Origin of the sequence: Pseudomonas sp. EggHat1 (assembly GCF_014892995.1) — a bacterium.
Classification (GTDB): Bacteria; Pseudomonadota; Gammaproteobacteria; order Pseudomonadales; family Pseudomonadaceae; genus Aquipseudomonas; species Aquipseudomonas chaetocerotis.
On sequence record NZ_JACKQK010000011.1, the window covers coordinates 249,340 to 260,398 of the forward strand.

Genomic DNA, 11,059 nt, shown 5'->3' on the forward strand with positions numbered 1-11,059 from the left:
TTCAGGGTAGCTGCAACCCACCGCTGGCCTTGTGCAGCGCGCGCAGGTGTTGGCCCAATGCGACCAGGTTGGCCTCGTTGGCCTCCAGTTCGGTCAGGCGCTCGGGTTGCAGCAGGTTGCGCACTTCGCCATCGAGCTCATCGCTGAGCTGGCGTAGTTGCTGCTGGCGCTCACGGCTGCTGGTTTCAAGGCGCTGCCATTCCTTCTGTTGTGGCAAGCCGTAACCGCCTTCGAGCAGTTCGGCCGGGCGGCTGAGGAAGCCGCTGTTTGCAAGAATTTGTTCCAGCGCGGCGCCAGCCTTGTTCAGGCTCGGGTCGCCAGCAGCACGGCCGGTCAGGTAGCGGCGTTTCAGTTCGTCTTGCGCCAGCAGCAATTGCCGGCGCAGGGCAGCCTGTTCGAGCAGCAGCAGGGCGGCGCTGGCACGCAGGTCTGCCTCGTCGAACCACTGGCGGCGCGCCTGTGCGGACTGTTCCAGCCAGGCTTCGACGCTGTCCTGCTGGATGGGCAGGCGCTGGCGCAGCACGGCGAACATGGCCTGGTAACGTTCGCGGAAGGAGTCGAAGCGATAGCCCAGACGCAGCGCCTCGCGCGGGTCGTCGAGCACTGTGGTGTCGGCCAGCCCGCGAGCATCCATCAGTTCCAGCAGGCCATTGGGCAGGATGCTGTCGAGTGCGTGCAGACGCGGATTGGCGGTGCCGCTGCGCAGCAACTTGAGGGTTTCCACCGCGCAGTTGTTGGAGACGAAGTAGTAGTCGCCGTCATAGCTCCAGTGCTGTTCGGCGGCGCGTACCACCAGTTGTTCGACCTCGTTGCGCGACAGGCGAAGCGGTACCGAGGCCAGGCTGCGCAGCTCGACCTTGGTGTATTCATCGATCACCTGCTCCAGCGGCAGGACGAACAGGCGTGAGGGGTAGACGCCGGTCAGGCCATCCCAGCTCGACAGTTGCAGGTCGCCGACGAAGGCACGGTAGGACAGCACCAGGTGGTGGTCGAGATCCAGGCGGCAGTCCGGGCCACGTGGCCGGCCCGGTGCGCAGACCACCAGGCGCAGCATGCTGTGGCCCCAGCGGCTCATCCAGGCATCGTTGGCTTCAGCGAGCAGGTAGTCGACCTCATAAACGCGCTCAGGATCGAGGCGTCCCAGTGGCTGCAAGGCAAAGTCGCGCCCGGCATTGAGGTAGGGATAGTCGTTGGCGCAGTTCTCGCTGGGCGGCGTCCAGTCGAAGTGCTCACGGAAATAGCGCGCCAGCGAGGGGCGGCGGCAGGCGTAGCTGGGGTCGAGCAGGAAGTATTCGAGGTTGACCGCGACGAACTCCAGCGCATTGGTCAGCTCGTAGCTGTCCGGGCTGCGTGCGACCTGGCCGTTGTCCAGGTCGCGCGCGCCACGCCGGCCGACCCGCTGCGGCCAGCCGGCCAGATCGAGCAGACGGGGATCGTCGCTGAGGGTAAAACGTCGCTCGGTCTGGCCACGACAGTCCTCCGGCAGCCCAATCGGACCCATTGAACTGGCGCGTTGTCGGCACTGGCTCATGTGGCGGCGTTCGGCGACAGGCCAGAGACGGGCGCGGTCGTAGAGGTGGGTCAGCTCATGCAGCAGCGTGGCCAGCAACTCCTGGCGCTGGGTGCCGTGCGGGCGATCGGTGCGATTTTCTGCAGCCGAGCCATCGACCAGCTTCGGCAGCAGCTCGGCGTTGAGCTCGATGCCGCTGAAGCGACCGACCTGACCGTAGATCTCCGAGGGCAGCCCGGCGCGCCAGCTGACCCTCACTTCTCGGTCCAGTTGCTGGACGAAGCGCGGGGGCAATGCGGCTATCGCTTCGTCCAGCAGGGCCTGGCTCGCCTGGCGTTCGGCTGCGCCTAGAGCGCTGTCGTCCAGCGTCAGACGCAGCTGCGCCTGGGCGAAGCCTGTGGCCATCGCCAGCAGCGCGCCGCAGCACCAGGCGGCGAGGTGGGTCACAGAGCGAGAATGGCTTCGGCCAGTTGCAGATCGCTGGCAGCCTGCGCTTGCGGCAACTGCTGACGGATGGTCTGCAGCGCGGCTTCCAACTGCGCACCGCGAATCTCACCGGCGCTGGCGACGAAGCTGGCAGCGTCGTCACGGGCTTGCACCACGGCCTTCATATCGCGCAGCGAGGTGGTGGTGTCGGACGTGAAGTTGATGCTGCGATCCAGGGCGCGCACCACGATGTTGCTGGTGGCGACCACGGTTTGCGCCTGAGCGATACCGCTGAACAGGGCGCAGGCGGCAACGGCGATGACGAATGAGCGACGCATGATAAGGAGCTCCGAGAACTGCAGAACGGACGATTTGACGTGGACAGGCCGGCGCGGTTCCCCGCGACCTGGCAGGTAGGCGAAGTTTACGGGGCCAGGCAGCCCCGGTCAGCAGCGAGCCGAGTGATAGACGTGTGCAAAGTTTTCACAGGCTGAGGATGGCCTGAGCGAGGGTCAGGTCATCTGCCGTCGCCAACTCGGCATCATGACGGCGAATGTGCGCCAGGGCCGCTTCGAGCCGTGCGCTGCGGATCGCGCCAGCGCTGGCGACGAAACTGGCGGCGTCATCGCGGGCCGCGCGCAGCTGTTTCATGTCGCGCAACGAGCTGGTCGCGTCAGAGGTGCCCTCGGCGGTGCCGGCCAGGGCGCCTCCCAGGGTATCGGTCGTCGCGACCAGGCTGCTGGCGCAGGCGGTGCCTGCCAGTCCTAATGAAAGGAGCGCTGCAATCAGGGATGTCTTCAGGTGCATAGGGGGTCACTCCGGTAGGGCGGGGCGCTGTTCTGCCCGCATCCGCAGCTTAGCCCAACACGGTTTCCCGCTCCATGGCTGGTTCAGCGCCAGAAGGGCTTGGCCAGTTCCTGTTCACGCTCCGCTGTGCTGATGCCGGCGTCAGCCAGTTGTTGCTCGTTGAGCAAAGCAAGCTGCCGACGGGTGCGGCGGTTGCGTTGCCAGTGACGCGGCGTCGAATACAGGCCGAGCCAGTGCAGGGACTTGCCGTGTGCAGGTTGCGAGAGCGGTTCGTGAGTGCGGTCCATGGCGTTCTCCTGTCGAGAGACAAGGGTGGCAGCTCATGTTCTCGCAAGTGCTCGTAAGCGAGCAGATACAACTGAAGGGAATTGTGCGGGGGCAGTGGCGGCTTTATGGCAACTGTACTGCTCGCTGAGGCGATGACTGTTGCAGATAAAACGAAAGCCCCACCGCAGCAGAGACGGTGGAGCTCTCAGAAGATCCCAGATTGGGATGGAGCAAAGCGGGGTGTTAACGCCAGAACGGCTTCTGCAGTTCGACGTAACGCTGATTTTCACTAATGCCGGCGTCAGCGAGCAGGCGTGCATCCAGTCGAGCCAGTTGACGACGGCTGACGATGCGGCGCTGCCACAGGCTGAGGGTGGCGATAACGCGGAGCAGCCAGGCCGATTTGTCGCTGGCAACGCTGTGAGTTTGAAGCAGGGCGGAACTGAGGGTACGTTCCATGGTGGTCATCCTTCCGCTTGTGGCGGCGCTGGTGTTTGCTTTCGATGGGCAAATTATCCCGAGCGCAGGAGTGGCTCAGTAGTCACAGCTGGATGAAATTGTTGTGCTATTAGATAGGTTGCTTTGTAACTGTTCGGTCAGGAATCGACGTTACTGTACTGGCCATAAGTGAAAAGACTGGGTGCAACCGATTTTTGCGAGATTATTCACTAGGTGCAACCCATTTATCTTGGCATTTAAAGCAGTACAGTTTGGAATTGATCTGTTGCGATGATTGACCTGGAAATCAGCTTTTTTGTTGGCTTCATAAACAAGAAACCCGGCGAATGGCCGGGTTTCTTGTCTGACTGGTCAGGCCTTATTCCACGGCTTTAACCATATCCTCGATGACCTTCTTGGCGTCGCCGAAGACCATCATGGTCTTGTCCATATAGAACAGTTCGTTGTCCAGGCCGGCATAGCCGCTGGCCATCGAGCGCTTGTTGACGATCACGGTCTTGGCTTTGTAGGCCTCGAGGATCGGCATGCCGGCGATCGGCGACTTCGGATCGTTCTTCGCTGCCGGGTTGACCACGTCGTTGGCGCCGAGCACCAGCACCACATCGGTCTGGCCGAACTCGGAGTTGATGTCCTCCATCTCGAACACCTGCTCGTAAGGCACCTCGGCCTCGGCCAGCAGCACGTTCATGTGGCCAGGCATACGCCCGGCGACCGGGTGGATCGCATACTTCACGGTCACGCCGCGGTGGGTCAGTTTTTCCGCCAGCTCCATCAGTGCGTGCTGGGCACGGGCTACGGCCAGGCCATAGCCGGGCACGATGACCACGGTGTCGGCGTTGGTCAGCAGGAACGCGGCGTCGTCGGAAGAGCCCGACTTCACGCTGCGCTGCTCCTGGCTGCCGCTGGCTGCACCGGTATCTGCATCGGCGCCGAAGCCGCCGAGGATGACGTTGAAGAACGAGCGGTTCATCGCCTTGCACATGATGTACGAGAGGATGGCGCCCGAAGAGCCGACCAGCGAACCGGCGACGATCAGCATCGAGTTGTTCAGCGAGAAGCCAATACCGGCGGCGGCCCAGCCCGAGTAGCTGTTGAGCATCGACACCACCACCGGCATGTCGGCGCCGCCGATAGGGATGATGATCAGCACGCCGATGACGAACGCCAGCGCCACCAGGATGGCGAACGAGGTGATGTCGCCGGTGAAGGTGTAGACCAGGCCCAGACCGAGAATGGCCAACCCGACGGCCAGGTTGAGCAGGTGCTGGCCTTTGAAAACCACCGGCGCGCCCTGGAACAGGCGAAACTTGTACTTGCCCGACAGCTTGCCGAAGGCGATCACCGAACCGGAGAAGGTGATGGCGCCGATGGCAGCCCCGAGGAACAGCTCCAGGCGGTTACCGGATGGAATCGCATCACCCAGCGCGGCGACGATGCCCAGCGACTGCGGCTCGACGACGGCGGCAATGGCGATGAACACGGCGGCCAGACCGATCATGCTGTGCATGAAGGCGACCAGTTCCGGCATCTTGGTCATCTCGACGCGCTTGGCCATGATGGTGCCGATGCTGCCACCGACCAGCAGGCCGACGATGACGAAGCCCAGGCCTTGAACGGCCAACTCGCTGCCGAGCTTGTAGATCAGGCCAACTGTGGTCAGCACGGCGATAGCCATGCCGATCATGCCGAACAGGTTGCCGCGCCGCGACGTGGTCGGGTGCGACAGGCCCTTGAGCGCCTGGATGAAGCACACCGAGGCGACGAGGTAGAGAACAGTGATCAGGTTCATGCTCATCGATTACTTCTCCACCTGGGCCTTTGGGGCCTTCTTCTTGAACATTTCCAGCATGCGCCGGGTTACCAGGAAGCCGCCGAACACGTTGACCGCGGCCAGGGCCACCGCCAGGGTGCCCATGGTCTTGCCCAGCGGGGTGACGGTAAGCGCGGCAGCCAGCATGGCGCCGACGATCACGATCGCCGAGATGGCGTTGGTCACGGCCATCAGCGGGGTGTGCAGAGCTGGGGTGACGTTCCACACCACGTGGTAGCCGACATAGATGGCTAGCACGAAGATGATCAGGTTGTAGATGCCGTCGGAAATCAGATCCATGTCCCTACTCCTTAGCCGTTCTTGCGCACGACTTCGCCGGCATTGCACATCAGGCAGGCCGCGACGATGTCGTCTTCGAGGTTGAGCTGGAACTGGCCTTCCTGGTCGATCACCAGCTTGAGGAAGTCCAGCAGGTTGCGTGCGTACAGGGCGGAGGCATCCGCCGGTACCAGTGCGGCCAGGTTGGTGTGGCCGACCAAGGTCACGCCGTGCTTGACCACCACCTTGTCGGCCTCGGTCAGCGGGCAGTTTCCGCCTTGCGCAGCTGCAAGGTCGATCACTACGGAGCCAGGCTTCATCTCGGTGACGGTGGCTTCATGCAACAAAGTCGGTGCTTTACGGCCCGGAATCAGTGCAGTGGTGATGACGATATCGGCCTGCTTGGCGCGCTCATGCACGGCCTTGGCCTGACGCTCCATCCACGAGGCCGGCATGGGGCGGGCATAACCGCCCACGCCTTGGGCGCACTCACGCTCTTCATCGGTCTCGAATGGCACGTCGACGAACTTGGCGCCGAGCGACTCGATCTGCTCTTTAACGGCAGGACGCACATCGGAGGCCTCGATAACCGCACCAAGGCGTTTGGCCGTTGCGATGGCCTGCAGACCGGCAACACCGGCACCGAGAATCAAAATACGCGCGGCCTTAACGGTACCGGCAGCAGTCATCAGCATCGGCATAAAGCGTGGGTAGTGGTGAGCTGCCAGTAGCACGGCTTTATAGCCGGCGATATTGGCTTGCGAGCTCAGCACGTCGAGGCTCTGCGCGCGGGAGGTGCGCGGTGCAGCCTCCAGGGCGAAAGCAGTGACGCCGCGAGCGTTCATGCGCGCGATGGTGTCGTTGCAGAACGGGTTGAGCATGCCAACCAGCACGGCCCCGGCTCTCATATGAGCGAGCTCGGCCTCGGTCGGCGCGACCACCTTGAGCACGAGGTCTGCGCCAAACGCGGCAGAGTCGTTGCCAATGGTCGCGCCAGCAGCCTCGTAAGCGCTGTCTGGAATGCTGGCGCTGATGCCGGCGCCGGTCTGGACGGTCACCTGATGACCTTGGCCGACCAGCTTCTTGATGGTCTCTGGGGTCGCGGAAACCCGCGTCTCCCCGGCATGGGTTTCGAGAGGAACACCGATGTGCACTTCTAATCTCCTGCGTGATCTTTTTTGTGAACCGGGGCACTGCGCTGGTGCGCCGGCGATTGGGGATCAGCACATAACCCGCCGGAGGTGGCGAGCGCGGCGATTGTGCAATTGAACGCAAACCCTTACAAGAAGTTATGGAGTAAAAAAAATGCATTACTACAAGTAATGGGTCTATGAGGGATTTTTATACTGCCCGCAGCCCGCGCAGGTTAAGGCTGGTAGCAGGTTCTGCGCAGCTTGTAGGGCAGTATAGGCAGTCACGCGCAGGATGACCGCTGGTCGAATCGGAAGGCGTGTGGAGAGTAACGAACGATCCGTTCAAAATAGTGCTATAGCCCGAAAGTAGTGGTTGCTGGGCACTTTTCCTGGAAAGACATATGTAGTGTGACCGCTTGCTCGCTACGGGTTCTGTTTCTGGGCGTAACTATTCGCTGCGGGCTAAAAGCGATCTTGCTCCGGCGATGATCATGCGCCCCGGTAGGCATCGGCCTGGGCCAGGAGCCAGTCTCGAAAGGCCTTCAGTGCCGCCGACTCGGCCTTGCGTTCCGGCACCATCAGGTAATAGGCGCGATCGTTGTTTGGCACGGCGCGGTCGAGGGCAATTACCAGGCTGCCCTCCTCCAGTTCGCGCTGGATCAGAAAGGGCGGGATCAGGGCCATGCCCATTTCATGTTGAGCGGCCTGCGCCAGCATGGAAAACAGTTCAAGTCGCGGGCCTGTCATGTCGCGGGCCACACTCATGCCTTGGGCGGCGAACCATTGCCGCCAGGCATAGGGGCGTGTGGTCTGCTGCAGCAGCGGCAAGTTGGCGATGCGTTCGGCGTCGACTGGGGCATCGCCTAGCAGCGCCGGGCTGCACACCGGCAGCAGGTGCTCATGCATCAGGAAATGGGCTTCGGTGCCCGACCATTCGGCGTCACCGTAATAGATTGCGGCATCGAAGTGAGTGTCGGCGAACAGGAAGGGGCGGGTGCGGTTGGTCAGGTGCACCGTCACCTCCGGGTGCAGCTGCTGAAAGGCACGTAAACGTGGCAGAAGCCACTGCGTGCCAAAGGTCGGTACCACTGCCAGTTCTATGCTGGTGGTGCCCTGGTTGCCCATCAGTGCCAGGGTGTCGCGCTCCACTGCATCGAGCTGCGCTGACACCTTGCGGCTGTAGGCGACGCCCGCTTCGGTCAGCACCACGCCGCGCCGGGAGCGGCGAAACAGCTCGACATTGAGAAAGCTCTCCAGGCCGCCGATTTGCCTGCAGATCGCGCTCTGCGTCAGGTTCAGCTCGTCGGCGGCCTTGGTAAAGCTCTGGTGGCGAGCGGCGGATTCGAAGGCGACCAGGGCGGCGGTGCTGGGTATCTTGCGACGCATGTATGCAAAAGCCTCACTCGTAAGCGATAAATCTAGGTGAATAAACTATCTCGGAGTGAGGGAAAAGCACAGGTCTGTGCAAATTCTGCGTTTGTCCTCTGCTCGAAGCCGGCCTAGGATCAATGTCATTCCGGGTCGTCTGGATCGACCGCTCACACACTGCTTCGAGGTTTTCGTAATGGCCAAGGCAAGCTTCAACTGGATCGACCCGCTGCTGCTGGATCAGCAACTGACTGAAGAAGAGCGCATGGTGCGCGACAGCGCCCAGCAGTTCGCTGACGACAAGCTGGCGCCCCGCGTGCTGGAAGCCTTCCGTCATGAGCAGACCGATCCGAAGATCTTCCGCGAAATGGGCGAAACCGGCTTGTTGGGTGCGACCATTCCTGAGGCCTATGGTGGCAGTGGCCTGAACTACGTGTGCTATGGCCTGATCGCCCGTGAAGTGGAGCGTATCGACTCCGGTTACCGCTCGATGATGAGCGTGCAGTCCTCGCTGGTGATGGTGCCGATCAACGAGTTCGGTAATGAAGCGACCAAGCAGAAGTATCTGCCCAAGCTCGCAAGTGGCGAGTATATCGGTTGCTTCGGCCTGACCGAGCCGAACCACGGCTCCGATCCGGGCTCCATGGTCACGCGCGCCAAGAAGGTCGACGGCGGCTATCGCCTGAGCGGTAGCAAGATGTGGATCACCAACAGCCCGATTGCCGATGTCTTCGTGGTCTGGGCCAAGGACGATGCTGGCGAGATCCGTGGCTTTGTGCTGGAAAAGGGCTGGGAAGGTCTTTCCGCTCCGGCGATTCACGGCAAGGTCGGTCTGCGCGCCTCGATCACCGGCGAGATCGTCATGGACAACGTGTTCTGCCCCGAAGAGAACGCCTTCCCTGATGTACGCGGCCTGCGCGGCCCGTTCACCTGCCTGAACTCCGCCCGTTACGGCATCAGCTGGGGCGCACTGGGCGCCGCCGAGTTCTGCTGGCACACCGCGCGCCAGTACGTGCTCGATCGCCACCAGTTCGGCCGGCCGCTGGCGGCTAATCAGCTGATCCAGAAGAAGCTGGCCGACATGCAGACCGAGATCACCTTGGCTCTACAAGGCTGCCTGCGCCTCGGACGAATGAAGGACGAAGGCACTGCTGCGGTGGAAATCACCTCGATCATGAAGCGCAACAGCTGCGGCAAGGCGCTGGATATCGCCCGCATGGCGCGCGACATGCTTGGCGGTAACGGCATCAGCGATGAGTTTGGCATCGCCCGTCACCTGGTCAACCTCGAGGTGGTCAACACCTATGAGGGTACGCATGACGTGCATGCGCTGATCCTCGGTCGCGCGCAGACCGGCATCCAGGCCTTCTTCTAAAGGCATACGCCTTTCTTACGATCCATGGTGCGCATGGCGCACCCTAGGGAGAAGCCCGTGTCCGGTGCTCTGTCGCATATCCGTGTGCTCGATCTGTCCCGCGTGCTGGCTGGCCCCTGGGCCGGCCAAATATTCGGTGACCTCGGTGCCGAGGTGATCAAGGTCGAGCGACCAGGCAGTGGGGATGACACCCGGCATTGGGGGCCTCCTTATATAAAGGATGCCGAGGGTAATGATTCGCGTGAGGCGGCCTACTTCCAGAGCGCCAATCGCAACAAGCAGTCGCTGACCCTGGATTTCACCCAGCCAGAAGGCCAGCGCCTGGTGCGTGAGTTGGTCGCGCAGTGCGATGTGCTGCTGGAGAATTTCAAGGTCGGCGGCCTGGCGGCTTATGGTCTGGATTACGAGTCGCTGAAGGCGATCAACCCGCGTCTGGTCTATTGCTCCATCACCGGCTTCGGTCAGACCGGCCCCTATGCCAAGCGTGCCGGTTACGACTTCATGATCCAGGGGCTCGGCGGGCTGATGAGCCTGACTGGGCGCCCGGAAGGCGAGGAGGGTGCCGGCCCGATGAAGGTCGGCGTGGCCCTGACCGATATCCTCACTGGTCTCTACGCGACTGTGGGTGTGCTGGCCGCGCTGAATCAGCGTGAGCAATCCGGTGTGGGTCAGCATATAGATGTGGCCTTGCTTGATGTGCAGGTCGCCTGCCTGGCCAATCAGGCCATGAACTACCTGACGACAGGTGTATCACCAACGCGCCTGGGCAATGCCCATCCCAATATCGTGCCCTACCAGGATTTTCCCAGTGCCGACGGCAACTTCATCCTCGCGGTGGGTAACGACGGGCAGTTCCGCAAGTTCTGTGAAGTGGCGGGTATTGCGAACCTTGCCGATGACCCACGCTTTGTCACTAACAAGGCCCGGGTTGCCCATCGTGCCGAGCTGATCCCGCTGTTGCGTCAGGCCACGGTCTTCAAGACCACTGCGCAGTGGATCGAGTTGCTGGAAAAGGCCGGCGTGCCTTGTGGGCCTATCAACGATCTGCAGCAGGTGTTTGCCGATCCTCAGGTGCAGGCGCGCGGTTTGCGTCTCGATCTGCCCAATGCCCTGGGCAGCAGCACGCCGCAGGTCGCCAGTCCGCTGCGACTATCCGTTACGCCGGTAGCCTATCGTTCTGCTCCGCCACTGCTGGGTCAGCATACCGATAGCCTGCTGCAGAGGTTGCTGGGCATGAGTGAAATGCAGATTGCCGAGTTGCGCGAAGCAGGAGTGATCTGAGCCTTCATATATAGATGGGAGGGCGGTTGATCCGTTTTACGCAATTATTTGCATGTCAGGGGTTTACAGCTCGCCGTGCTGATGTAGAATGCGCGCCACTTCAGCGATGAAGCTCTTCAAAAACTTCTTGTTAATCAATAAGTTAAGTTTAAAAAAGGGGTTGCAAAGCGAGGTGAGGCGTGTAGAATGCGCGCCGGTCGACAGGGTGGTGGTTTGATCCTGTTGATGCTTCGGTCGAATGGATCGAAAGCGGTTTGAAAGAGGTGGTTGACAGCGGTTTTGAACGCTGTAGAATGCGCCTCCCGCTGGAGAGAAGAAGTTCTGATTGAAGGCGCAAGTGGTTG

12 protein-coding genes are annotated in these 11,059 nt (G+C 61.7%); 2 read left to right on the top strand and 10 right to left on the bottom strand.

Annotated elements, in window-relative coordinates; genetic code table 11:
• Position 1: 1 nt before the first annotated feature.
• The 9 genes from INS93_RS18055 to INS93_RS18095 form a co-directional block, all read right to left on the bottom strand.
• A complete protein-coding gene (locus INS93_RS18055) occupies positions 2 to 1,957 on the bottom strand; it encodes a DUF4105 domain-containing protein (RefSeq protein WP_192984558.1) in 1,956 nt (651 codons plus the stop codon).
• Positions 1,954 to 2,274 carry a DUF2388 domain-containing protein gene (locus tag INS93_RS18060; protein ID WP_017676111.1) on the bottom strand — a complete coding sequence of 107 codons (321 nt, stop codon included), beginning with the start codon at positions 2,272 to 2,274 and terminating at the stop codon, positions 1,954 to 1,956. Before INS93_RS18060 ends, INS93_RS18055 begins: the two co-directional genes overlap by 4 nt.
• A 145-nt stretch (positions 2,275 to 2,419) precedes the next feature.
• Entirely contained in the window at positions 2,420 to 2,743 is a 324-nt protein-coding gene (locus INS93_RS18065) for a DUF2388 domain-containing protein (RefSeq protein ID WP_192984560.1), read from the bottom strand.
• Between the two features lie 83 nt (positions 2,744 to 2,826).
• Complete coding sequence (locus INS93_RS18070; protein ID WP_192984562.1) at positions 2,827 to 3,030, bottom strand: DUF1127 domain-containing protein; 204 nt, start codon at positions 3,028 to 3,030, stop codon at positions 2,827 to 2,829.
• A 223-nt stretch (positions 3,031 to 3,253) separates the two neighbouring features.
• Positions 3,254 to 3,469, bottom strand: a complete 216-nt coding sequence (locus INS93_RS18075) for a DUF1127 domain-containing protein (RefSeq protein WP_017676107.1) — start codon at positions 3,467 to 3,469, stop codon at positions 3,254 to 3,256.
• Between the two features lie 358 nt (positions 3,470 to 3,827).
• Positions 3,828 to 5,264 carry an NAD(P)(+) transhydrogenase (Re/Si-specific) subunit beta gene (locus INS93_RS18080; RefSeq protein WP_192984564.1) on the bottom strand — a complete coding sequence of 479 codons (1,437 nt, stop codon included), beginning with the start codon at positions 5,262 to 5,264 and terminating at the stop codon, positions 3,828 to 3,830.
• A 3-nt stretch (positions 5,265 to 5,267) separates the two neighbouring features.
• Positions 5,268 to 5,579 carry an NAD(P) transhydrogenase subunit alpha gene (locus tag INS93_RS18085; RefSeq protein ID WP_090435146.1) on the bottom strand — a complete coding sequence of 104 codons (312 nt, stop codon included), beginning with the start codon at positions 5,577 to 5,579 and terminating at the stop codon, positions 5,268 to 5,270.
• 11 nt (positions 5,580 to 5,590) lie between these two features.
• A complete protein-coding gene (locus INS93_RS18090; RefSeq protein WP_192984566.1) occupies positions 5,591 to 6,712 on the bottom strand; it encodes a Re/Si-specific NAD(P)(+) transhydrogenase subunit alpha in 1,122 nt (373 codons plus the stop codon).
• 468 nt (positions 6,713 to 7,180) lie between these two features.
• The gene (locus INS93_RS18095; RefSeq protein WP_192984568.1) at positions 7,181 to 8,077 is read right to left on the bottom strand and encodes a LysR family transcriptional regulator; all 897 of its coding nucleotides are present in this window, start codon (positions 8,075 to 8,077) and stop codon (positions 7,181 to 7,183) included.
• A gap of 178 nt (positions 8,078 to 8,255) precedes the next feature.
• Between INS93_RS18095 and INS93_RS18100 the strand changes: the two genes are divergently transcribed.
• On the top strand, positions 8,256 to 9,434 hold the full coding sequence (locus INS93_RS18100) for an acyl-CoA dehydrogenase (RefSeq protein ID WP_017676102.1): 1,179 nt from the start codon (positions 8,256 to 8,258) through the stop codon (positions 9,432 to 9,434).
• Positions 9,435 to 9,491: 57 nt separating this feature from the next.
• Entirely contained in the window at positions 9,492 to 10,715 is a 1,224-nt protein-coding gene (locus INS93_RS18105; RefSeq protein ID WP_192984571.1) for a CaiB/BaiF CoA transferase family protein, read from the top strand.
• A 63-nt stretch (positions 10,716 to 10,778) separates the two neighbouring features.
• Here the strand turns inward: INS93_RS18105 and INS93_RS24705 are convergent.
• Positions 10,779 to 11,059, bottom strand: a 281-nt coding sequence (locus INS93_RS24705; protein ID WP_226945592.1) for a hypothetical protein, incomplete at its 5' end; no start/stop codon positions are given.

Coding starts and splice junctions, on each gene's coding strand:
- INS93_RS18060 (WP_017676111.1), bottom strand. CDS start 2,274: ATGCGTCGCTCATTCGTCATCGCCGTTGCCGCCTGCGCCCTGTTCAGC.
- INS93_RS18065 (WP_192984560.1), bottom strand. CDS start 2,743: ATGCACCTGAAGACATCCCTGATTGCAGCGCTCCTTTCATTAGGACTG.
- INS93_RS18070 (WP_192984562.1), bottom strand. CDS start 3,030: ATGGACCGCACTCACGAACCGCTCTCGCAACCTGCACACGGCAAGTCC.
- INS93_RS18075 (WP_017676107.1), bottom strand. CDS start 3,469: ATGGAACGTACCCTCAGTTCCGCCCTGCTTCAAACTCACAGCGTTGCC.
- INS93_RS18080 (WP_192984564.1), bottom strand. CDS start 5,264: ATGAGCATGAACCTGATCACTGTTCTCTACCTCGTCGCCTCGGTGTGC.
- INS93_RS18085 (WP_090435146.1), bottom strand. CDS start 5,579: ATGGATCTGATTTCCGACGGCATCTACAACCTGATCATCTTCGTGCTA.
- INS93_RS18095 (WP_192984568.1), bottom strand. CDS start 8,077: ATGCGTCGCAAGATACCCAGCACCGCCGCCCTGGTCGCCTTCGAATCC.
- INS93_RS18100 (WP_017676102.1), top strand. CDS start 8,256: ATGGCCAAGGCAAGCTTCAACTGGATCGACCCGCTGCTGCTGGATCAG.